This is a genomic window from Cytobacillus spongiae (assembly GCF_021390075.1).
Genome location: NZ_CP089997.1, coordinates 3,974,025 through 3,997,240, shown reverse-complemented (window position 1 = coordinate 3,997,240; position 23,216 = coordinate 3,974,025). Strand labels below are relative to the sequence as shown.

The following is a 23,216-nucleotide window of genomic DNA, read 5'->3' as shown; positions in this document are numbered from 1 at the left end:
AGAGTTGTTTCAATTTTTAGTTTTTTAAGAGTAATTGTTTGATTATATAGACGGAATAGCGGTACGCTACTAGTGTAGTTTATAGAAAAGCAGCTTAGTAGGAGAAGCCAATAGGAGGAATTATTGATGGAATTTAAGGATGTTATACATGGGCATCGATCGATACGAGAGTACGAAGACCGTGAAGTCAGCCAAGAAGTGCTAGAGGAAATATTAGATGCGGGAATCCGCGCATCATCAAGTGGAAATATGCAATCCTATTCCATTATTGTGACAAGAGATAAAGAGTTGAAGCAGAAGTTATACTCCGCTCATATGGATCAATCAATGGTGGTAGATGCTCCTGTTCTAGTAACCTTTTGTGCGGATTTCAACCGCATGCGAAAATGGCTTACACTCAATGAGGCGCCAGTCCATTTCGATAATTTCATGAGCTTTATGATTGGGGCAATTGATGCGACGCTAGTATCGCAAAACTGTGCGCTGGCAGCTGAAGAAGCAGGGCTTGGGATATGCTATATGGGCTCAACCCTCGCCAATTGTGATCAGATTGGAAAACTATTAAACTTACCGCCTAATGTCGTACCAGTTGTCGGTTATTCGTTAGGGTATCCAGCTGAGAACCCTGCACCACGAGACCGTCTTCCGAAGAAAGGACTTGTTCATTATGAACAATACCAAGATTATTCAGACGAAGAGATTCTCAACATCTACAAGGAACGGAATGAGCAAGGCTGGAAGCGTTATATGGAAACACCAAGATTAAAGGAAATGACCGAACGATTGGGCTTAAAGAACTTGGCTGAAATCTATACTATTGCCAAATATACAAAAGAATCGCATGTGGAATATTCTCAAACGGTATTGGATTATTTACATAATCAAAATTTCATGAATCATGAACCTAAGTAGAGAAAATAAAAAGAGACCGTTCATATTGAACCGCACCTCCGCTTGTTAGCTTTGTCTAACAAGCGGTTTTCTGATTCCGAACGGTCTCCTATTCCTTTTATCGGTTTAAAAAGCGCTTAACGCCCTTTACTACATATTCGTGATCAAGCTCTGGAGTAAGCCCGGCTACTGTTACACTTCCGATCACACCAGCTCCCTTTACGCGAATAGGGAAGGATCCACCAATTGCTTGGTAATCTCTTGGAGAAAGCAGGGAATGTTCATCGTGGGTTAAGCCACTTTCTTGAAAACGAGTAGCGATAAACTGTGTACTGTGATTATAATGATCAACCACTCGCTTTTTACGATGTAACCAGTATACATTTTCTTCTGATGTACCATCCATTAAATGAGTGAATAATGGCACACGATTTCTCTCAACATGAACTGCGATATTCACACTGTTTTCTTTAGCAAGTTGAACTAATTCCATCCCCAGGTTTAAAGCATCTTCATTTGTAAAAGCAGTAAAGATTAATGATTCTTCTAATTGTAATAATTGTTCTGTATTCATCTTAATCTCTCCTATTAAAATAGTTTTTGTTTTACATCTAATCGGTAGTTCACGATGGCTAAAATGAGGGCTACAAAGACCATAATCGCACCGATCCAAGCGGTATCTAGTAGGTTCATATAGTCAAGAGCATAGCCTCCAAGAGCTGAGCCTGCGGTAATTCCGATATTAAATCCAGAAATATTTAATGCGGATGCTAGATCTTTGGCACTCGGTACTAACTTTTCTGCTAGCGCAACGATATAAGCTTGCACTCCAGGTGACATCATAAAGGCAAATAACCCGAGTAGAAGGACTGAAATATAACTTAATAGTTGATTAGGGAGTAATATGATTTGCAGCAATAAAGCGGTCATTTGAAATAAAAAGACAAACCGCAAACCTTTGACCGGGTGTTGATTGGTCATTTTCCCCCCAATAATATTTCCTACAGTAGTCGCAAGTCCATATAACAGGAGCATCCAGAAGATGTTCTCGTTGGAGATCCCACTTACCTCTTCCAAAATCGGTGTGATATAAGTGAAAATGGCAAAGGTACCTCCAAATCCAAAAGAAGTCATTAGAAGAGCAAGAATAATCCTTGGGTTACGTATTAGTTTTCCAATATCTGAAACGGTCAGCTTTTCTGATGTGTTTTTTTGCTTCTCAATTGTAACCGAGTTCGCTATAAGTCCAATTATGCCAAGTACTGCTACCGCAAGAAATGTCGCTCTCCAGCCGAGCTGCTGCCCAATGAGTGTTCCAAATGGAACGCCCAGAATGGTCGCGACGGTTAACCCTGTAAACATAATTGAAATCGCTTGAGCTTGTTTGTCCTTTGGAACCATTTCTGTTGCAACCGTTGCGGCGATTGCAAAGAAGACGCCATGGGCTACGGCGGTGAGAATTCTTGAAAGTAACAGAAGCTGATAGGTGTCTGCAAAAGAGGACAGAATGTTTCCTGCTATAAAAATGATTAATAAACTGAGAAGCAATCCTTTTTTAGGAAGCCTACTCGTCATTGCAGTGACGATGGGGGTCCCAATGGCAATTGCTGCTGCATAGCCGGAAACAAGACTTCCTGCTTTCGTGACAGAAATCGACAAATCCGATGCCACAGTTGGGAGCAGCCCGACAATGACAAACTCAGTTGTCCCAATAGCAAAGGCGCTGATGGCTAATGAAATTAGGGCGATTAAGCTCTTCGGTGTAAAAGATTTCATTTTATGACCTCCCTTTTTGTTCTAGTTGTTTGGATATTCGCTGACTGCATTCTTTTAATTCCTTGCTAATCAATTTATCCTTTGCTTTAGGTAGACGGCTAACAGGGCCTGATATGGCAACACTTGCGGCAACTCTCCCATTAAAAAAGATCGGAGCAGCAATGCAGCGGACTCCCATTTCCGTCTCTTCATCGTCAATGGCATATCCTTTTTCTTGAATATCCATCAGGTGATAGACAAAGAGCTGCTTATCATCAAAGGTGTGAATGGTTGACTTGGTATATTCAAGTTGCCTTAGGAAAGGCTTCTGTGTATCAGGTTCCATAAAGGCGAGGATAGCTTTTCCCAATGCACTGCCATGAGCAGGATCTCTGTCTCCTATAGTTGAATGGATTCGCATGCTATGCGTGCCATCGACGATTTGTGTCGTAACTACATCAGTTCCATCCAAAACACCGATATACATCGTTTCCCCAAGTCTTTGACTTAGTTCGAGCAAGGCAGGAACGGATACCCAATCAACCATCGGATGATGTGGCTGCTTTTGGCCTGACATTTTATCAGTTAACGAATAGCCTCTCGAATTTTTTTGAATATATTCCATGTTTTCCAGTGTATATAGCAATCTGAACGTGCTTGTCTTATTCCACTGAAAATAATCCATAATATCCGTGAGTGACATCACTTCATTTGCCTGGAGGAGATCAAGAATTTGTAATCCTTTTTTCAACGTTGAAACTTCATACTGACTCATGAGTCGTGCCTCCTTCGCACTCTTGTATCATATAGGGTCTATCACATTACTTCAATTAATGAACAATTGTTTCGTTATTTGAAACTAACCACGTTTAGTTTACTCCAGAAACTCAATAATAACCGGTTAAAAAAAACCGACCACTCCTTAAGGAGTGGTCGGTTTGGCTATAGACTTGGATTTGTTAGTTTTCGTTTTTGCTGCATGCCACCCCAAATAGTGAAAAGAATACCAAAAATGGTGACAAGAGCGGCTACAAGAGAAACAGCTTCAAGGCCGCCTCCGATCTTTAAGTCAATTACTACGCCGCCGATATAAGCGCCAAGTGCGTTTCCTAAATTAAAGGCAGCAATATTTAGAGTCGATGCGAGTGTAGGTGCCTCTTTCGCTGTATTTAACATATGCAATTGAAGCCCAGGAACAGTTGCAAATGCGAAAACCCCAAAAATAAACACAGTGATGAGGGTAGGAATTTTGAATTGAGAGGTAATGCTAAACAAGGCCAACACAATCGTTAACATCGCAAGAATACCGATTAAAGAAGGAATTAGTGCCCTATCTGCTAATTTCCCGCCGTATATATTTCCAAGGGTGATCCCGGCACCGAATAATACAAGAATCCAGGAAACCGATTTTGGTGAGAATCCAGAAATATCTACTAAAATAGGGGAAATATACGTAAATGCAGTAAATACCCCTCCAAATCCGAACACTGTCATAAGTAGGGCGATATGAACTGCCGGTTGGCGCAATACGCTTAACTCATTTTTTAAGCTAGAAGGGTGATTTTTCACTTTTGGAACTAAAATTCCAATTCCTACAAGAGCAATCAATCCAATTGCGGTAATTGCCCAAAATGTAGCTCTCCAGCCAAAGGCTTGGCCAATAAAGGTTCCAATCGGCACTCCAAGGATATTTGCAAGTGTTAAGCCAATGAACATAATCGCAATCGCTTTAGCCCGATTTTCTTTTGGTACAAGCTCAGAAGCAATAACTGAACCAACTCCAAAAAACGATCCGTGTGTAAGCGCAGCGATTATTCGCGCCACCATGAGAATGGAATAGGTTGGAGCCAAAGCAGCTAAAGCATTTCCGGCAATAAATAAAATCATAAGAAATAAGAGCAGTTCTTTTCGCTTCATCTTGTGTGTAGCCACTGTAATGATCGGAGCCCCGATAGCTACACCAAGAGCGTAACCAGTTACGAGCATTCCTGCCATCGGAATGGAAACTTCCATGCTTTGTGCAACTTCTGGAAGTAATCCCATTATTATGAACTCTGTTAACCCAATTGCAAATGCTCCTAATGTGAGAGCGTAGAGAGCTAAAGAGGATTTTTGCTGAGTTGATGCCATTTTTGTTGATCCTCCTTCTGAAAAGGGAAGGAGGCTGGTCGTTCACCAGCCTCCATTTCATTATTTTAGTTTTTCAATAACAGCCTTTGTCACAGCCATTGTAGATTGAGGATTCTGCCCAGTGATCAAGTTTCCATCTGCCTCAAAGTGTGTTGTCCAGTTTGGTGCCGCTACAAAAATGGCACCAAGCTCACGGATCCGACTTTCTAGTAAGAACGGAAGGTGTTCCCCTAACCCTGTATCCGCTTCTTCTCTATCTGTAAATGCATTTACGCGTTTACCAGCGACAAGCGGTTGGCCGTTTGATAAAGTAGTCCCAACTAATCCTGCAGGTCCATGACAAACAGCGGCTACCACTTTATCCATTTCATAAAAATCTCGTAGTAACTCTTGAAGCTTCATATTGCCAGGTAAGTCAAACATGGTACCATGACCACCTGGCAGAAATAGTGCGTCAAAGCTGTCATGAGTTACATCATCAAGCTTGGCTGTATTCTGTAAATACTTCTCAGTATCTAGCATCTCTTGAGGTGTATCTTCATTTATGCTTCCTGGGTCGACCGTACTTTTACCCCCGAGAGGACTTGCTACTGTTACATGGAACCCTTCTTTTGTAAATTCTATATATGCTTCGGCAAACTCAGATAACCAAATACCCGTTTGCTTATCTTGGCTAAGTTCAGTATGGTTTGTAACCACAAACAAGATCTTCTTTGACATGAAGAATTACCTCCAGCTATTTATTTCGTTACATGTGTAATTCTAAGTCTGTTCATTTAATAAAACAAATTATGTTTTTATAGTTAATTAATAAAAAAATTTATTAATCAATGTTCGTTAGCGTCACGATTGTAACCATGTTTCTTTCATAAACCGAATTTGGGGCAAGTTCTTGTTTTTTGTCTTATAGGCAATCCATAGCTTATTAGTGACTTTAAGCTCTTCGAATAGAACCTTAGCCTTATTCTTGTTTTTAGAATTAGACCATATATAGGTAGGTATTAAGCTAATCCCCAGCCCCATTTCTATCGATTTTAAAATGAGATGTAAATTTGGGATAATATGATGAGTTTTTATGATGGGCCTTTTTTTAAAATGCTCTCTCCATAGCCTACGAATAATTGGTAACTCTAACCCATAACTAATCCATTTCTGTGATAACAACCATTTCTCTTTAGACTCTAAGTCGATACCTAGTGGGGGATTTAAGGTAGCTGGACCCACAATGACAAATTCTTCATCACATAGCTCGACATACTCGATTCCTGGTTCTTGAAATTTTTTAGAAGTAATGACGATCTCCACTTTATCCTCTTTTAAAAGCTCAATTAATTGATCAGCCGTCCCAAAATGGGAGATAGTGCACGATTTTATTTTAGTAAGTTCTGGAAGTATATACTCGTCATAGTATTCAATCGCCGAGCCAATCCTGATTATAGAATTAGTAGGTACTGTGGCTGTTTGTAAGCTCAAGCTCGTTTCTTCTAATGACTCAATTAAGGGTGCAAGCTGAGTATACAGCTCTTTTCCCCTTTCAGTAGGTACCATTTTTCTAGTCGTTCGGTGAAAAAGCAATTCCCCAACCTCAGCTTCAAGTGAAGCGAGATGTTGGCTCATTCCTGGCTGTGTCATAATCCGAGCTTTCGCTGCTTCCGTTACGGACTTGTATTTGTAAATATATATAAAGCTTCTATACCATTCAAAATCTACCATTGTAAGCCCCTTTCTTCTTGAATCGTTTTCCCTATATTAAAACATAACTCACCTAGAAGGTGGAGCGTGTGGAGTTGAGGGATTTCAGATAGAATCTGGGGAAAGCGGGAAGCGAAGTCCGAAACAGGGTCCACGTCGGACAGAAAAAGAGGAAAAAGGAGGAAACCGAGTCAGAAATAGGGTACACATCGGACAGGAAAAGCGGAAAAAGGGGAACCTGAGTCCGAAGCAGGGTGCACTTCGGACAGGAAAAGCGGAAAAAGGGGAACCCGAGTCCGAAGTAGGGTGCACTTCGGACAGGAAAAGCCGAAAAAGGAGAACCCGAGTCCGAAGCAGGGTGCACTTCGGACAGGAAAAGCGGAAAAAGGGGAACCCGAGTCCGAAGCAGGGCCCACGTCGGACAGGAAAAGCGGAAAAAGGGGAACCCGAGTCCGAAGCAGGGTGCACTTCGGACAGGAAAAGCGGAAAAAGGGGAACCTGAGTCCGAAGCAGGGTGCACTTCGGACAGGAAAAGCGGAAAAAGGGGAACCTGAGTCCGAAGCAGGGTGCACTTCGGACAGGAAAAGCGGAAAAAAGGGGAACCTGAGTCCGAAGCAGGGTGCACGTCGGACAGGAAAAAGCGGAAAAAGGGGAACCCGAGTCCGAAGTAGGGTGCACTTCGGACAGGAAAAGCGGAAAAAGGGGAACCCGAGTCCGAAGCGGGGTGCACATCGGACAGGAAAAGCGGAAAAAGGGGAACCCGAGTCCGAAGCAGCGAATAGCTCCAGCTCCAATGGAAAAGGAAGGTAAACAAAATAAGTCCGAACTAGAAATCAGTCCGGACAAAAAAGTCAAACTATATGGGTTTAATCAATCCGCACTACCTATATCTTAGTGGGTACCAACTCACTCCATTCAGCTCCAAAATCCTCTAGATAAAATACGTTCCACTCTTATGACCACACTTACGGTAATTCCTCTTGAGTATCCTATAGATGGTCTTTGGGTTTACATCGACTTTACACCAATCATATATATCTCTAGTTGTGATATGACGTGTTGGGAAAAGCAACTGATATTCCTTTGTATGACGTAGGATCGCATTTTCGAAACGTTCAATCTCTCCACATTGCTCACAAAAGAAATGTTTAACTGGGGTCAAACTCAGTAGGAACCTACATTTTTTACAAAAAACGCCTTTCTTTAACTGATCGTACTCATATAATGGTCGCGTCACAAATGGATTTTTAGGTTGATGAAGGGAAAGAAGTGTTTGCGCAAGTTTTTTGTGTCGATCGTCTAGTTGAGAGGATGTTTCATGTAAAGTTTTTAAGAAACGGTTTATTTGCGTAGGGAGAATAAACGGTTGGTTCATGGGAGCTTGATAGAGTGTGAAATCTTTGTTAATAAATAATACATAGGGATCAATTAGGAATGGTTGGTCGAGGTTTTGTAGAAGCTGGCCTAATAGAATAACACTTCGATTAAGTTGGTCTACTGGATTCTTGTATGGCACTTCTGCTTTTCTAGCAAATAGCTTCCCTGATTCGAGGTAAAAGTCTCCTTCGTAGTTTTTAATATCTAGTAAATAGAGAACCCCTTGAGTAATGATGAGTGTGTCGATTTGAAAAAAGGAGTTATTTACCTGTAAGAGCAAATCGTTAAGGATAATGTGTCCTTCTCTAAGGTTATCAATCATTTGATCAAATTGCTGCTCACCCTCAAAGCCTTTTTTCTGAACGGAAGCATACCTTTTTTCCTTATTGGTTAGTTCTAACCTGCCATGCAAACATTGTAAAATTCGTAGCTCCTCTGGCTCGATCCGATTTTTCAATAGCATCGCTTTCTTCCTTTCTATTAGAATTATCCGAATTATACCACTGCAAAATGAAACTTTCACTAAAAATTGGAATACATGTCACTCAATTCTACCTAACGATTGTAAGATTTCCCTCTAGTTTCAATTGATTTTTATAGTCACCATCCTTCTTTTATGTATGAACCAAATCATATCGTTGTAAAATCAACTTCTGGACATGCAGCTGCCTCTTCATTCCTTTAACTCCTTTTAACATTCCAGTCCCATTTTTTTCTTGTCTACAAGGACTGAAATATAACTATATTAAAATAGCCATTCACTAAAAAACAGGAGATAAATGACACTTCTCCCTCAACTTATCACCAGTTCCCCCCTTTTTTACTAGCGATATATCGTTTATAATTATCAGATAATAGTAGATATTTGGATGGCAAGATAATTATAATAGAATATGGTATGGTTTTTGTAAGACTGAAAAGGTGTGTTCCTAGGTCCGCCTTGCATTTCGTGACATCTTTGCTGGAGCGCCTACTCTTTTTTTTTCAAATATAGGGGGTTAGGAAGGTTATCATGAGCAACTTACAAGAAAAAACAGACGTAATATTAATCGGTGCTGGAGTTATGAGCGCGACTTTGGCCACACTATTGAAAGAGCTAGCACCGGAATGGGAAATTAAAGTATTTGAAAAGCTTGAAAGTGCAGGGGAAGAGAGTTCGAACGAGTGGAATAATGCTGGAACAGGCCATGCAGCACTTTGTGAGCTAAATTATACATCGGAAAAGGCTGACGGAACAATTGATATTAGTAAAGCAGTAAAGGTTAATGAACAGTTTCAAATCTCCAGGCAGTTTTGGTCTTATTTAGTAAAAAGCAATTTAATCCAAAATCCAGAAGAATTTATTATGCCAATTCCTCATATGAGTATGGTTCAAGGGGAAGAAAATGTAGCGTTCTTGAAAAAACGTTTGGAAGCGTTATCAAAGAACCCGTTATTTGAAGGAATGGAATTTTCAGATGATCCGGAAAAGTTGAAGGAATGGATTCCGCTTATTATGGAAGGTCGAACGTCAAACGAGCCAATAGCGGCCACAAAAATAGACTCCGGAACGGATGTGAATTTTGGCGCATTAACTCGCATGCTATTTGATTACTTGAAAAATCAGCAAGTTGAGGTGAACTACAAGCACAGTGTCGAGGGAATTAAGCGTGCTAAGGATGGATCATGGGAAGTGAAGGTACATGACCATGATGCTTGTAAGATGGAATACCACTATGCGAAATTTGTTTTTATCGGTGGTGGGGGCGGAAGTCTTCCTTTATTGCAACAAACGGGAATTCCAGAATCCAAACAAATCGGTGGATTCCCAGTAAGTGGATTGTTTATGGTCTGCAATAATCCAGAAGTGATTGAGAAGCACCACGCAAAGGTATATGGAAAGGCAAAGGTAGGAGCGCCGCCTATGTCAGTACCACATCTCGATACAAGATATATTGATAATAGAAAATCACTATTATTTGGACCGTTTGCAGGCTTCACGCCTAAGTTTTTAAAAACAGGTTCCAATTTAGATCTAATTAGCTCAGTAAACTTAAACAATGTCATCACGATGCTAGCAGCTGGTGCAAAAGAGATGGCATTAACAAAATATTTGATTCAACAAGTTATGCTAACGAAGGAACAGCGCCTAGAAGAATTGCAAGAGTTTATTCCAAATGCGAAATCAGAGGATTGGGATATGGTAGTAGCCGGTCAAAGGGTACAGGTGATTAAGGACACAGCGGCTGGTAAAGGAACCCTTCAATTCGGTACCGAAGTTGTTAGCGCTGCTGATGGATCTGTCGCGGCCCTACTTGGAGCTTCTCCAGGTGCCTCTACAGCGGTTCATGTAATGCTAGAAGTCCTACAGAAATGCTTCCCGCAACATATGAAAGAATGGGAAGGGAAAATTAAAGAAATGATTCCTTCTTATGGCTTGTCTTTAACAGATCATCCCGAGCTGTTTAAGGAAATTCACCGCTCAACAGAATCTACTCTTTGTTTAAGTGAAAAAGAGCCTGTATTAATCTAAATGAAAAATAAACGGCCAATAGGAGCCGTTTATTTTTTTATTGGCATATATTGTTTAAATAGACACTCACACGAATTACCATCTGTGGTACATTATAGGTAAAATCGATCAAATAATGAGGTATATTTGTGTATTCTACGATAATGGTTTATATTACCTTGGTTTGTACGTCGAGTGTTTTGAACTTGTACTTATGTGTATATGTGTTTCTAAAGAGGCGCCAATTTACGAATATTGCTCAAATATTTGTTATTTATGCAGCTGCTATCACTATTTACTGCATGGCTTCCGCATTTGGTCTCATGTCTACGTCTTTGGCAGAAATTAAATTTTGGACAACGATCCAGTATATCGGTTTGTCTTTTTCGCCACCTTTAGGCCTTTTATTTATTATGCAATATTTAGGATTCAATTTAACGAAAAAAAAGTACGCTGCACTGCTTATCATCCCCTTCATCACGTTAATTATCGTTGCTACAAATGATATCCACCATTTGCATTATCGAGTGTTTGAATTGGATGTGACTTTAGGTGCTCCATTTGTTCACCAAGAGATTGGAAAATGGTACATTGTCCATGGATTTTACACTTTTGCCTCGATGCTCGTCGCCTTTATTCTGGCGATTTCTCATTGGCGTGAAACAGCTAAGATCTATAGGCCACAATTTGTTTCCATTTTGTTTGGTCAATTAATCCCTATGGTTACAGCATTTATCTATTTGGTTGGTTTAACGCCTCCAGGTATTGATCCAGTTCCGATGACGTTATGGCTGACATCCCTCTTGTATTTCTGGTCGATCAGCTCCTCCCGATTATTTACGATCATGCCGATTGCGAAGGATGCCATTTTCAATAGCATCAATGATGGAGTTATTGTTTTAGATGATTCCAATCGAATAATTGAATACAATCTTTCAAGTCAGAAAATGTTCCCGCAGTTGAGCAACCTTTCCTATGGTTCAGAATTTACAGAGGCATGGAAAAGGATAGCTGGAGAGATCTACCCCTTTCAACTTGGGGTGGGTGATCTTAATGAGGAGCTTGAACTTGTAACAAACGACTTCAAACGAACGTATCAGGTGCGTGCCTCGAGCGTCACTCATGCAAGCAATGGGAGTGGCCAGCTTCTCATTTTCACAGATATCACCGAGCTGAAAAGCCTTCAAGGGAAATTGGAAAGCTATGCATTTTATGACGAACTCACACAAATTTTTAATCGACGTGCTTTTTTTCAGAAATGCGAGCAGCTATTTAATGAAGCCCAACATTCGGAATCGAACTTTGCCATCGTATTAATGGATATTGATTTTTTTAAAAAAGTGAATGATACGTATGGGCATGTTATTGGAGACCAGCTCCTCAAGCATGTTGCTCAAGTTTGCCAAACGCTATTGCAAAATGGTGAGCTATTTGCTCGGTATGGTGGAGAAGAGTTTGTTCTCGCTTTAAGAGGCTATTCAGAATCAGAAGGTAGGAAGTTGGCGGATCAAATGCGAATAGCCATAGAACGAAACAATCTTCATACAGCAAAAGGTGAGCTATCAGTGACACTTAGTCTAGGAGTCGCTCAAGCATTAAAGAACTCTTATGAGGACTTAAATAACTTATTAAATAAAGCCGATCAAGCACTTTATGCCGCTAAGAAAGCGGGTCGTAACCAGGTAAAGGTATATTCAGCAATAGACGGTGAATCATTCTTCAACAATTGAGAGCTTGAGTTTCTACTAGATAGATATACAGGTAACGAGAAGGTCTAGGTAAACAGGTGAGGAAGAATGAATATAAGCAAAAATGTAATCAAAAAAGTGTCTAAGAACAATTGAGTTCTTGACACTTTTTTATTTGGGGAAAAGGAAGAACGAGCGTTTAATGATAGACTAGTTTCAACCTCGGAACGATTTTTTTTCATGATTCCTGTGCAACTTTATCTTAGGATCTATACTCTAATAGGAGTCAAAGAGAAGGAGGTACGGTCAAAACCAATGAATAACCAGCTAGAAGAACAGTTTATACAAATGCTTGAGGAGAATAAAAATGACTTTTATAAAATGGCTTACAGCTATGTGAAAACAGAGGCAAATGCACTAGATATGATGGGGGAAGCGACATACCTAGCACTAAATGCACTTCCAACACTTAGGGAACCGCAATATATGAAGACGTGGTTCTATCGAATCCTAATAAATACATGTAAGCAATTTTTACGAAAAAACAAACAGATTATTTATACAAATGATCTGTTAGAGAGGATTCCTACCAAGCTTGCCGAGAGGGAGGAGCTGATGGACCTGTATGAAGCGGTTCAAGAATTAGCTCCAAAATATCGGGAAGTCATTCTCTTGAAATATTTTAAACAAATGTCCATTCAAGAAATATCAACGGTACTCTCGCGAAATCCAAACACCATAAAATCTCATTTAAAAAGAGGTATAGCCAAGCTGAGACAAACAATGGGAGGTATGTATAATGGATAAGAAATTGGAAGAAATGAAAGAGTTATACGAACATATAGAGGTGCCAAAAGAGCTAGATCGTGTCATACAAGCTGCGATACTTCGAAAAAGAAAGAAAAGCCGGAATGGATACCGGATAGCTAGAACCATTGGAGCAATTGCTGCTATTACAGCCATAAGCTTTACCTTAGCCGTCAATGCGAGTTCAGCAGTCGCCCAAACACTTTATAAGATACCAGTTATTGATGAGCTTGCTCGATTTGTCACATTAAGAGACTATGAGTTTGAAAATGAAACCTCTAAGGGAAAGGTTCATACGCCTGAAGTCAACTACAACAAAGATCAAACAATTGAAGACAAAATCAATACAATCATCCAAGACAAGATCGATATGGTTATACGAGAACAAGCTCAACTGGATGAAGAGTATAAGGAAGCCTATTTAGAAACAGGGGGGAAGGAAGAGGACTTTCAAAAGGTTGAAATGACAGTGGACTATAAAATCGGTTATTCAGATGAACAGCTCCTATCCTTTGAAATTTATAAATATCAAACACTGGCTCCGGCCTATAATGAAAACTTCTATTATACCTTTGATTTACAATCAGGGGAACTCTTGTCACTAAAGGAGCTTTTAGGAGAGGACTTTGCCAAGACCGTTCAAGAAAAGGTCTTAGATGAAATGGAACACCGTATGGAGATTAAGCCGGAAGAGGAATATGATATACAGTTCTATGAATATACGCCAATTGACGAGACACGTAGCTTCTATATTAATCAAGAGGGAAAAATTATGGTCACATTCGCAAAATATGAAGTAGCAGCTGGCTACATGGGGGCGCAGGAGTTCGAAGTTGGTGAAATAAAATAGGGATACCAAAGCCAATCTTGGAGGATTAGCTTTGGTTGTATTTAAGCTCTAATGACATGCAGAGCTAGTTGTTCAGCGCTTTCCTTAATTTGTTCAGATGTAAGAGTGCGTACACCTTGTAAAGTATAGCTAGGTAAAAAGTGCATACCAGTTAAATTTGCCATCGCTTGGAAGGGCTTTGTAAGCTCACTCATACTGTAGCGGTTGAAGCCTCCAGCTTGGTATGCTGCTTGAGGACCTCCGGTTGAAATTGCGAGCATAAACTCTTTTCCTTTTAATTTTGTACCCTCTGAACCATATGCCCAGCCGTATGTTAATACAACATCTTGCCATTCTTTTAGAATTGATGGACTACTGTACCAGTAAAATGGAAACTGGAATACAATTCGATCATGGGATGAGAGGAGCTGTTGTTCCCGTTCCATGTTAATTTTTCCATCTGGATATTGTTCATATAAGTCATGAACTGTTATGGCTTCCTCTTGTAATAAACGATATTTCCAAGCTTTATTGACAACCGAGCTTGAAAGCTGCGGGTGAGCGATAAGGACAAGTGTTTTCATAGTTAAAATCTCCTTAAATATATTTGTATATACAAATGATGGGGTGGAAACCCCTAACTAACGGGGATAAATTATAAATCTCTTTCTAGCTTATTACTCGCTTCATGAAGCGTTTTGCTTAGAGCCAGACTTTCTTCTTTACCAAGAATGGTAGCGTAGCGATCAAATAGCTCTTTTAACGAAGCTCGAAACTGGATATACATTTCTTCACCAGCATCAGTTAAGTAAATCATTGTTTGCTTGCCATCTACCTTCCGCGTAACTAGCTTTTGTTTTTCTAGCTTATCGATGAATCTCGTGCTTGTAGATGGAGCGATAGATAGCTTATGGCATAGCTCTTTTTGCGTAATACCAGGTTGGAATTTCACTAACATCATCAAGTAAAGGTATGAAGGTGCAAGGTCGCTTTCGATAAACGCTTGTTCAGCGAGCTTTGTTATCGTTCGTGCAAATCGACTTCCTGTGAAATACAAGCAATGCATCAATATTTGCTCTTCCTGATTCATACTTGGTCATCCCTCATTTCATTTGCATATACAAATTAACATATGGATTTAGAATCGTCAAATAGGATTTACACATAAATCCAAATAAGATATCTTTTGATATAAGGAATGGAGGAGATGACATGTTCTACCAGGTGAAAAGAATCATTGTCAAAGAAGGCTATGGGGAAGGGATTATAGAAAATTTCACAGGCGAAGGAATTATTGAGAAACAGCACGGCTTTATCAATTTGAAGGTGCTAGAGAAGAAAATAAGCCGAGGAAATGAAGAAATTATGGTCCTCATTCAATGGGAAAGCGAAGAGGATTGGAAGAACTGGGAAAAGAGCCCCGAGCATCTTGCTGGGCATAAAGCTAAAGCAGGGAAGGTTAAGCCGGCTTATTTAGTGGATTCTAGTCAGCATGTCTATTATGTAAGATCACAAAAATAAAAAATAGGGAGACCTTGGTCTCCCTATTGCTATTATTGTTCAGAGAAGATTTTCTCAATATCTTCTAGCATTAATGTAGCTGCTTTCACTCCACCAGCTGTATTCCAGATAATATCGCTTACTTTATGAGCGTTACCTTCCTTAACAGCTGAGAGGTTTTGCCATAGCGGGTCAGATGTCCACTCTTCTTCAATTGCAACAGAATCACTATAAGTGAAATAGAATAATGCGTCAGCGTCCATTTCTGGAATCAATTCTTTATCTACTTCTACAGCAAAGTTCCCCATTTTGTTATCAGGAGTAAATAGCTTCTCTTGGTGTGCAGCACGCTTGAATCCAAGCTGGTTAAACACAACTCCAGAGAATGAATCAGTCCAATAAATACGAGTAGGACGTGAGCTGAAACGGACAACAGAGATTTCTTGGTTTACTTTATCTCCAAGCTTCTCGGAGATATCAGCTACTTTTTGATCGTAATCAGCTAATACTTCTTTCCCTTTATCTTCTAAGTTTAATGCTTTTGCATAAAGTTCAAAGTTAATTTTCCAATCACCAGCTAAGTCTTCAGCAAAGATCGTTGGAGCAATTCCCTTTAATTGATCATATAGTGCTTCTTGGCGAATCTTATTCCCAATAATTAAATCAGGCTTAAGTTCAGCAATTTTCTCAACGTTCACTTCAATTTCGTCCCCAACTACTTCAACGCCTTCCATATCAGCGCTGATATGTTCATACCAAGGGTCACCTTCCCATGACATAACTGCCCCAACTGGTTTCACACCAAGTGCTAATAACGCCTCAGTACCTTCGTTAGTTAAGATTACTACACGCTCAGGAGTTCCTTCTATTTCAGTTGTGCCCATTGCATGTTCAACTGTGTATCCTTTATTTTCAGTTGCAGCTGTCTCTTCAGCTTTTTCTTCTTTAGGCTCAGTGCCTTCGTCTTTATTGTTTCCGCAAGCTGCTAATACAAATACCATCATAATAGCAACAATTGAGAACAATAACCATGATTTTTTCTTCATGTATGTAGCCTCCAAATATTTGTAATGAAAATCATTATCATTTAATGATTACATTTAAGATATTAATAGTATCGGAATTATTTGTCAACAAGTAATTGAGAATGATTTTTGTTGTCATTGACGAGCTGGTAATTTTCTTCTAAACTATAATTATCATAATTAGGATGGATTAAATATGACAGATATAAGAGAATCTATACGTAAATTAATGCTTGTTATGGTTGTCACTTTCTTGCTTCTTCTATTTATCGGCTTAAGCATATTATTGGGGTATACGGATACATCAATAAAACTAGCCTACGAAGCCTTTACTTCTTTTGACGGAAGTAATGAACATCTCATTATAAAAACGGTAAGGCTTCCACGTGCCCTAGTAGCTGCATGTGTAGGCGCGTCTCTTGCAATTGCCGGGGTGTACATGCAAACGCTCACAAAAAATCCTTTGGCATCCCCTGGTATTCTAGGAATTAATGCAGGTGCTAGCTTTGCAGTTGTGCTTACGATTACATATTTTGAAGTAACGGGATTACAGGTGTTTACATGGGTATCGTTTATTGGTGCAGCAGTTGCTGCTGCAACAGTTTATTTTATCGGAGGAATGGGCTCACAGGGGCTAACACCTATGAAGCTAACGTTAGCAGGTGCTGCCATGACGGCCCTCTTTTCATCCTTTACCCAAGGGCTGTTGGTTACAAATGAAGCCGCTCTTAATGAAGTACTATTTTGGTTATCCGGTTCCGTACAGGGGAGAAAGTTAGATGTTCTAATTTCTGTTTTCCCATATTTAGCAATTGGATGGCTTCTTGCTCTAGTATTGACTCCAGCCATGAATGTCATTGCCATGGGAGATGATGTGGCAAGAGGATTAGGCGTGAAGGTAGGTTTCCTAAAGCTGTCGGTTGGTCTCATTGTGATTCTCTTAGCAGGAGGAGCCGTGGCAGTAGCCGGACCCATTGGATTTATTGGGATTGTCATTCCTCATATTGCTCGTAGAATGATTGGTACGGATCATCGTTGGCTTGTTCCTTTCTCCGGCTTACTTGGGGCAGTCCTTCTATTAGCAGCTGATATTGGTGCAAGGTATATTGTTATGCCTCAAGAAGTACCTGTAGGTGTAATGACGGCCTTTATTGGTACCCCTTATTTTATTTATATTGCTAGAAAGGGGTTTAATAAAGGATGAAAGGATTCAGAAGTCTACGCCTATTAGGAAATCGCATCTCATTTTTATTAGATCAACGGGCATTTTATAAAACTATTATCTTATTAATTATGGCAGTAACAATTGCGATAGTCAGCACCGGGCTTGGAGAGATGAGAGTATCACCATTAACCGTTGTAAGTATATTCTTTGGTGGTGGAACAGATCTAGAACAGCATGTGATCCAGCAGCTTCGACTTCCTCGGATATTGGTCGCTATGTTTGTTGGAATGGCTCTAGCTGTAGCGGGAGGAATTCTTCAAGGAATGGTTCGAAACCCTCTTGCTGCGCCTGACACGATAGGGGTAACTGCCGGGGCAGGAGCGGCAGTTGTCGCCTTTTTATGGTTATTTAGTGATGACAACTATTCGTTAACTGTAAGTGTGCAGTGGATGCCAGTTGCGGCATTCGTTGGTGCTACCATCGTTGCCTTCACTGTCTACTTCCTTTCGTGGAAGGATGGCGTTACACCAGTTCGACTCGTCTTAATCGGAATTGGGATATCAGCTCTAATGCAGGCAGCAACGACTACTTTTATGGTGCTCGGTCCAATTTATATGGCTAGCCAAGCAAATATTTGGATAACTGGGAGTGTGAACACTGTAACATGGGATGACGTAAAAGTCCTTGTTCCTGTCGTTTTCATTTTGCTCTGTTTCGCCTTTTTATCCTCACGCAATGTCAATGTTCAGGAGTTAGGTGAAGAGATAGCAGTGGGAGTAGGGAGCTCAGTCCAACGACAGCGATTCTTCCTATTGTTAATAAGCACCGGTCTAGTAGGAACTGCGGTTGCATTTGCAGGTGGTATCGGGTTTGTCGGATTGATGGCCCCACATATTGCAAGAAGATTAGTAGGTTCTTCATTTGGCGCCTTACTACCCGTGTCAGCCTTACTTGGGGCAATTCTAGTAATGCTCGCTGATCTAATTGGGCGAACCCTCTTTTTACCGTCCATCGTTCCAGCAGGTGTATTCACAGCTACTCTAGGTGCTCCATATTTTATCTATCTCTTATCAAAAACAAGAAATAATTAATTTGTGTATTAGAAGCAATCGAGCTGCAGCTGCCAAAGAGGCACAGCAGCTACGATTGTTTTTTTTGTTGTTGTGTTATTCCATAGAGAAGAGAATGAGTTTTTTTCGAGTCGATGAAGACCGATAAGAGAGGAAAAATAGAGTGGAAGAGTCATCATCAGGTGGATGAGGACCAAAAAGAGAAGAAAAATAGAGTGGAAGAGTCATCATCAGGTAGATGAAGACCAAAAAGAGAGGAAAAATAGAGAGGAAGAGTCATCATCAGGCGGATGAAGACCAAAAAGAGAGGAAAAATAGAGTGGAAGAGTCATCATCAGGTGGATGAAGGCCAAAAAGAGAGGAAAAATAGAGTGGAAGAGTCATCATTAGGCGGATGAAGACCAAAAAGAGAGGAAAAATAGAGTGGAAGAGTCATCATTAGGTAGATGAAGACCAAAACAGAGAGAAAAATAGCCAAGAAGAGTCATCATCAGGTAGATGAAGACCAAAAAGAGAGGAAAAATAGAGTGGAAGAGTCATCATTAGCTCGATGAAGACCAAAAAGGGAGGAAAAAATAGCTCAAAAGGTCATTCATCAAGTCGATGAAATAAAAGAGAAGAAAAAGCCATCATCATCCCGATGAAAGCAAAAAAGCCAGCTTCAAGCTGTTGAAGACGGCTTTTCTTTGATTATTTTACTCAAAGTAAGTCCATTGTCGGACTCCAAACCTGGTAAAATGCTCTTTTAATATATTTCTAATTTTTTTAGGAGGTACAATTTTACACCATTCACTTACTTCTTTCGTGGTGATTTTTTTCATAGGGAACAAATGTTGGAACTCTTCGATGTGGCGAATGACGGAGTCAACTAAAGGTTCTTCGTAATGGCAATTGTGACATACGGATATGGTCTTGTTAAGGGAAATAGAGAAGGAGTGGCATTTGTTGCATATCAACCCCTTTTGAAGTTCGTCATACTGATAGGCTGGGGTTCGGCTATAAGGAGAATTTCTAATATGGCGTTCCACTAACATATCCGCGAGCTTCTTTAATGGTTCGGTTCCTTCCCTCGATGGGTTGAGGCTCAAGGTGTTTAAGAATCTGTTTAACTGATTTGAAAAGATGAAGGGTTTATCCAGAGGTGTTTGATACAAGGTGAATTCAGGGTGGATGAAAACGATGTAAGCGTGGATGGGAACTTTACATCCAAGATGCTTGAGTAGTTGGCGGAGTAATAGTTCACTTCGGTTTAATTGGTTCAAAGGGTTTGTGACCTCGATTTTCGGCTTCTTAAACAATCGGTCATTCTCGTACACGAAGTCCCCTTCATAATTCTTGACCTCAAATAGATAAATGGAGTTGGTGGTCATTAGGAGGGTGTCCACTTGAAATAGAGAGCTATTCCATTGAAATAGTAGGTCTTGAAAGATGAGGCAGTCCCCCTCTAGCACTTCAAGATGAGAGTCAAACAGCATTTCTCCTTCAAAGCCTTTCTTTAAATGGATGAAGTTCTGCTTCTCTTTTTGTTCTAGCTTCATTCGGACATTTAAAGACTCATAGATGAGGAGCTCCTTCGTCTTTTCTCTAGATTTGTAGCGCATTGTACACTTCCTTTCAGCGGATTAAAATACAACTTAATTATATTCTGTTTTTCCAATAAATGATAATTTAAAGGGCTTCCGAGCATATTAATTGTGTCCTCTTTTTAAATCCACTAAGATGGCATAGTATTTTGACTAGGAAAGGTTGATTAAAGTGAATCTACAACTTGAAAATAAATTAGTCGTCATAACAGGTTCAACTTCTGGTATTGGGAAAGGAATCGCGAAATCGTTCCTTCAGGAAGGAGCGAAGGTAATTGTAAACGGCAGAAGCTCAACCCGAGTGGAAGAAACGGTTGCAGAATTGAGTGGCTTTGGGAAGGTCTTTGGAATTGCTGCGGATGTGACAGATGCAAAGGAAGCGGCTTTATTTATTGAGCAAGCAAAAAGCTATGGACAAGTGGATGTGCTTGTAAATAATATGGGAGTCTTTGAGGTGAAGGGCTTTGAGGAAGTTACAGATGAAGAGTGGATGCATTACTTTAATGCAAATGTGCTAAGTGCGGTTCGATTAGCTCGTGCCTTTTTGCCAAGCATGCTTGAACAAAATTCGGGTAGAGTATTAACGATTGCAAGTGAAGCTGGAGTTAAACCTCTTCCTCAAATGATTCCTTATTCGGTTACGAAGACAGCTCTTATCAGTCTTTCAAGAGGACTAGCGGAGCTGACAAAAGGAACAAACGTAACAGTGAATAGTGTTCTTCCTGGCCCTACTTGGACAGAAGGGGTTGAGGGATATATGGTTGGTGCTGCTAAGGCAGAGAATGAAGACCTTTCAACGTTTACGGAAAATTACTTCAAAAAGAATGAACCAACATCACTCATTCAACGCTTTGCGACAGTTGAAGAAGTGGCTGATTCGGTTGTATTTTTAGCTTCAGGTAAAGCATCCGCTATTAATGGAACGGCTCAAAGAGTAGAAGGCGGAATCATTCGATCTCTATAAAAAGAAAAGCTGGAGTCTCTGTTGATTCCAGCTTTTCTTACGTAATTTTTTCCTTCCTTCAACTTTTTTTCCTCCCTATGATTCTTATGGTGTAAGAGAAAAAGGTTGCTGTAGACCCACTTGATGTTCACTTGCTAAAATGTTCTAGCAGGAGATGGGAGGGTGAGACGGATGGATGAGCAAAGATTCCAAGAATTGAAATTAGGTGAGCGGGGAGCCATTATTAGTATTATTGCTTACATATGTTTATCTACGTTAAAGTTAGTCGTTGCAAAGGCAAGCCACTCAGAAGCATTATGGGCTGACGGATTAAATAATTTGACGGATATTTTAGCTGCATCGGCTGTATGGATTGGCTTGCGCTATTCCCAGAAGCCAGCTGATGAAAATCATCCATACGGTCATTGGAAATCGGAAATGGTAGCTTCAATGGTTGCTTCCTTTATTATGATAGCGGTTGGATTCCAAGTGTTAAGCCATGCGATCATTTCCACATTTGATGGTGTATCACAAACACCCGATACCATCTCTGCTTGGGTAGGCTTATTTTCCGCCGCTGTTATGTTCATTGTCTACCTATATAACAAAAAATTAGCTCAACAGATCAAAAGCTCATCAGTTTTGGCAGCTGCAAAAGATAATCTATCTGATGCATGGGTAAGCATTGGAACGGCGATTGGGATTTTTGGATCGCAATTTCATTTTCCGTGGCTAGACCCAATAACTGCGGCAATTGTCGGAGCACTAATTTGTAAAACTGGTTGGGGTATTTTTAGAGAAGCGACACTCCAGCTAACGGATGGGTTTGATCAGAACGTTTTAAAAAAATATATGAAAACAGCTCTTCAAATTGAGGGGATAAAGAGGATTAAGAATCTAAAAGCAAGAAGTTATGGTAATCATATTGTGGTCGACTTGGTCATCGCAGTGAACGCAAACTTAGATATTAAGGATGCTCATGATATTTCTACTATTTTAGAAAAGAAACTGAAGAATGAATACCATATTTATGATGTCCATGTACATATAGAGCCTTATGAGAGTCACTTGGCATATAATATGGATTCTAAGCTAGAAAGATAGAAAACAGGACTTCATTTTATAGAGAAGTCCTGTTTTCTTTAAAAAATGCTAAAATCAAATACTTTTGACAGCTGTTTTAAAAGCATCGTTCCAGCTGCACTATTCCCGCTAGCATCAATGGCTGGAGAATATACAGCAATTCCATAGCCTGGCTGTAATTCATGAGTTTCTGGTAACCATTTAGGAGGAACAGAAGCAAGGATTCCTCCTGAAACACCGCTTTTCGCAGGTACACCTACATAGGCAGCGAACTTTCCAGAGGCATTATACATGCCACAAGTGACCATCAGTACTTTAGCAATTCTGGCAATTTCCTTATCAAATAGTTGCTTATTTTCAATTGGGTCATATCCATTATAGGCGATGATTAATCCAATCTTTGCTAAGTCCTGCAAAGAAATCTTAATGGAGCATTGGCGAATATATATATCGAGAGCATCCTCCACGTCTAATTCTAAGAGGTTCGATTCTTTTAAATAATAAGCAAGTGCACGATTGCGATGGGCTGTTCTCCACTCGGATTGATATACTTCCTCATCTATTGCTAATGGAGCTCCAATCAACTTCTGTAAAAATGAGGTGAATTGCTCATATTTTTCATCAGTTGTAGTGCCAGGAAGCATCGAAGAAACAGTAATTGCCCCAGCATTAATAAGGGGATTAAATGGTTTTCCTGGGCGATGAATTTCAAAAGGAATAATCGAGTTAAACGATTCCCCAGTAGGCTCTACATCGACTTTTTCTAATACATATTCTAGTCCATATTCTTGGCAAACAGAAATAAAGCTCAATATTTTCGAAATGCTTTGGAGTGTAAAAGAAACTTGTGAATCTCCTGCATTTAAGAGACTTCCATTTGGACACATAATGGAGATTCCTAGTAGATTGGGGTCTTGTTTGGCAAGTGCAGGAATGTATTGAGCTGTGTTTCCAAGAACCGTATGGGAGCGGTTTTCTGTTATCATTTTTTCTAGCTGTTCAATGGAAATGGGCATACGTTATCCCTCCTTATTTTTAGCGTATCATATTCTTCGCTGATTTTTAATAGTCGTTCTTAAAGGATCATTGGGCGGAAAAAGGCTTAATTTTCCCTGAAAAGGCTGCTATTTTGGGCAGCATCTACAATTTAGACTCAAAAAAATCCTCTGACTATATTGAAGAATACA

Annotated in this window: 22 protein-coding genes; 10 read left to right on the top strand and 12 right to left on the bottom strand. The window is 40.0% G+C overall.

Going from position 1 to position 23,216, the window contains the following annotated elements; all coding sequences use genetic code 11:
* Positions 1-126: 126 nt before the first annotated feature.
* Complete coding sequence (locus LS684_RS20000; RefSeq protein WP_233808758.1) at positions 127-912, top strand: nitroreductase family protein; 786 nt, start codon at positions 127-129, stop codon at positions 910-912.
* A 97-nt stretch (positions 913-1,009) separates the two neighbouring features.
* Here LS684_RS20000 and LS684_RS19995 read toward each other — a convergent pair whose 3' ends face one another.
* The 7 genes from LS684_RS19995 to LS684_RS19965 all read right to left on the bottom strand — a co-directional run bounded on the left by LS684_RS19995 (position 1,010) and on the right by LS684_RS19965 (position 8,308).
* Positions 1,010-1,465, bottom strand: coding sequence for a heme-degrading domain-containing protein (locus LS684_RS19995; RefSeq protein ID WP_233808755.1), 456 nt, complete (start codon positions 1,463-1,465; stop codon positions 1,010-1,012).
* A gap of 14 nt (positions 1,466-1,479) precedes the next feature.
* Positions 1,480-2,667, bottom strand: coding sequence for an MFS transporter (locus LS684_RS19990; RefSeq protein WP_233808753.1), 1,188 nt, complete (start codon positions 2,665-2,667; stop codon positions 1,480-1,482).
* Position 2,668: 1 nt separating this feature from the next.
* Positions 2,669-3,421, bottom strand: a complete 753-nt coding sequence (locus tag LS684_RS19985) for an IclR family transcriptional regulator (protein WP_233808752.1) — start codon at positions 3,419-3,421, stop codon at positions 2,669-2,671.
* Positions 3,422-3,588: 167 nt separating this feature from the next.
* Complete coding sequence (locus LS684_RS19980; protein WP_233808751.1) at positions 3,589-4,776, bottom strand: MFS transporter; 1,188 nt, start codon at positions 4,774-4,776, stop codon at positions 3,589-3,591.
* A gap of 60 nt (positions 4,777-4,836) precedes the next feature.
* Positions 4,837-5,496, bottom strand: a complete 660-nt coding sequence (locus LS684_RS19975; RefSeq protein WP_233808750.1) for a type 1 glutamine amidotransferase domain-containing protein — start codon at positions 5,494-5,496, stop codon at positions 4,837-4,839.
* 123 nt (positions 5,497-5,619) lie between these two features.
* Positions 5,620-6,489 (bottom strand): LysR family transcriptional regulator, encoded by an 870-nt coding sequence (locus LS684_RS19970; RefSeq protein ID WP_233808749.1) that lies wholly within the window; start codon positions 6,487-6,489, stop codon positions 5,620-5,622.
* Between the two features lie 910 nt (positions 6,490-7,399).
* Complete coding sequence (locus tag LS684_RS19965) at positions 7,400-8,308, bottom strand: nuclease-related domain-containing protein (protein ID WP_233808748.1); 909 nt, start codon at positions 8,306-8,308, stop codon at positions 7,400-7,402.
* A gap of 549 nt (positions 8,309-8,857) precedes the next feature.
* Here LS684_RS19965 and LS684_RS19960 point away from each other — a divergent pair.
* The 4 genes from LS684_RS19960 to LS684_RS19945 all read left to right on the top strand — a co-directional run bounded on the left by LS684_RS19960 (position 8,858) and on the right by LS684_RS19945 (position 13,681).
* The gene (locus LS684_RS19960) at positions 8,858-10,357 is read left to right on the top strand and encodes a malate:quinone oxidoreductase (protein WP_233808747.1); all 1,500 of its coding nucleotides are present in this window, start codon (positions 8,858-8,860) and stop codon (positions 10,355-10,357) included.
* 128 nt (positions 10,358-10,485) lie between these two features.
* On the top strand, positions 10,486-12,066 hold the full coding sequence (locus LS684_RS19955; protein ID WP_349293081.1) for a histidine kinase N-terminal 7TM domain-containing diguanylate cyclase: 1,581 nt from the start codon (positions 10,486-10,488) through the stop codon (positions 12,064-12,066).
* Between the two features lie 273 nt (positions 12,067-12,339).
* Positions 12,340-12,831, top strand: a complete 492-nt coding sequence (locus tag LS684_RS19950) for a sigma-70 family RNA polymerase sigma factor (RefSeq protein WP_233808745.1) — start codon at positions 12,340-12,342, stop codon at positions 12,829-12,831.
* Positions 12,824-13,681 carry a DUF3298 and DUF4163 domain-containing protein gene (locus LS684_RS19945; RefSeq protein WP_233808744.1) on the top strand — a complete coding sequence of 286 codons (858 nt, stop codon included), beginning with the start codon at positions 12,824-12,826 and terminating at the stop codon, positions 13,679-13,681. Before LS684_RS19950 ends, LS684_RS19945 begins: the two co-directional genes overlap by 8 nt.
* Positions 13,682-13,722: 41 nt before the next feature.
* Here the strand turns inward: LS684_RS19945 and LS684_RS19940 are convergent, their stop codons facing one another.
* Positions 13,723-14,244: an NAD(P)H-dependent oxidoreductase gene (locus LS684_RS19940; protein WP_233808743.1), complete on the bottom strand. Its 522-nt coding sequence runs from the start codon at positions 14,242-14,244 to the stop codon at positions 13,723-13,725.
* 71 nt (positions 14,245-14,315) lie between these two features.
* A complete protein-coding gene (locus tag LS684_RS19935) occupies positions 14,316-14,750 on the bottom strand; it encodes a MarR family winged helix-turn-helix transcriptional regulator (protein WP_233808742.1) in 435 nt (144 codons plus the stop codon).
* Between the two features lie 122 nt (positions 14,751-14,872).
* Here LS684_RS19935 and LS684_RS19930 point away from each other — a divergent pair, with 122 nt between their 5' ends.
* A complete protein-coding gene (locus LS684_RS19930) occupies positions 14,873-15,181 on the top strand; it encodes an antibiotic biosynthesis monooxygenase family protein (RefSeq protein WP_233808741.1) in 309 nt (102 codons plus the stop codon).
* Between the two features lie 32 nt (positions 15,182-15,213).
* Here the strand turns inward: LS684_RS19930 and LS684_RS19925 are convergent, their stop codons facing one another.
* Positions 15,214-16,206, bottom strand: a complete 993-nt coding sequence (locus LS684_RS19925) for an ABC transporter substrate-binding protein (protein ID WP_233808740.1) — start codon at positions 16,204-16,206, stop codon at positions 15,214-15,216.
* A gap of 175 nt (positions 16,207-16,381) precedes the next feature.
* Here LS684_RS19925 and LS684_RS19920 point away from each other — a divergent pair, with 175 nt between their 5' ends.
* Together LS684_RS19920 and LS684_RS19915 are read left to right on the top strand one after the other, a co-directional pair.
* Positions 16,382-17,389, top strand: coding sequence for a FecCD family ABC transporter permease (locus LS684_RS19920; RefSeq protein WP_233808739.1), 1,008 nt, complete (start codon positions 16,382-16,384; stop codon positions 17,387-17,389).
* Entirely contained in the window at positions 17,386-18,441 is a 1,056-nt protein-coding gene (locus LS684_RS19915; RefSeq protein WP_233808737.1) for a FecCD family ABC transporter permease, read from the top strand. The genes LS684_RS19920 and LS684_RS19915 overlap by 4 nt, the downstream gene beginning before the upstream one ends.
* Before the next feature lie 674 nt (positions 18,442-19,115).
* Here LS684_RS19915 and LS684_RS19910 read toward each other — a convergent pair.
* On the bottom strand, positions 19,116-20,021 hold the full coding sequence (locus tag LS684_RS19910; RefSeq protein ID WP_233808736.1) for a nuclease-related domain-containing protein: 906 nt from the start codon (positions 20,019-20,021) through the stop codon (positions 19,116-19,118).
* A gap of 154 nt (positions 20,022-20,175) precedes the next feature.
* Here LS684_RS19910 and LS684_RS19905 point away from each other — a divergent pair, with 154 nt between their 5' ends.
* Together LS684_RS19905 and LS684_RS19900 are read left to right on the top strand one after the other, a co-directional pair.
* Positions 20,176-20,967: an SDR family NAD(P)-dependent oxidoreductase gene (locus LS684_RS19905; protein ID WP_233808735.1), complete on the top strand. Its 792-nt coding sequence runs from the start codon at positions 20,176-20,178 to the stop codon at positions 20,965-20,967.
* A 171-nt stretch (positions 20,968-21,138) separates the two neighbouring features.
* The gene (locus LS684_RS19900) at positions 21,139-22,050 is read left to right on the top strand and encodes a cation diffusion facilitator family transporter (protein WP_233808734.1); all 912 of its coding nucleotides are present in this window, start codon (positions 21,139-21,141) and stop codon (positions 22,048-22,050) included.
* A 38-nt stretch (positions 22,051-22,088) separates the two neighbouring features.
* Here LS684_RS19900 and glsA read toward each other — a convergent pair whose 3' ends face one another.
* Positions 22,089-23,045, bottom strand: a complete 957-nt coding sequence (glsA, locus tag LS684_RS19895; RefSeq protein ID WP_233808733.1) for a glutaminase A — start codon at positions 23,043-23,045, stop codon at positions 22,089-22,091.
* Between the last annotated feature and the right edge of the window lie 171 nt (positions 23,046-23,216).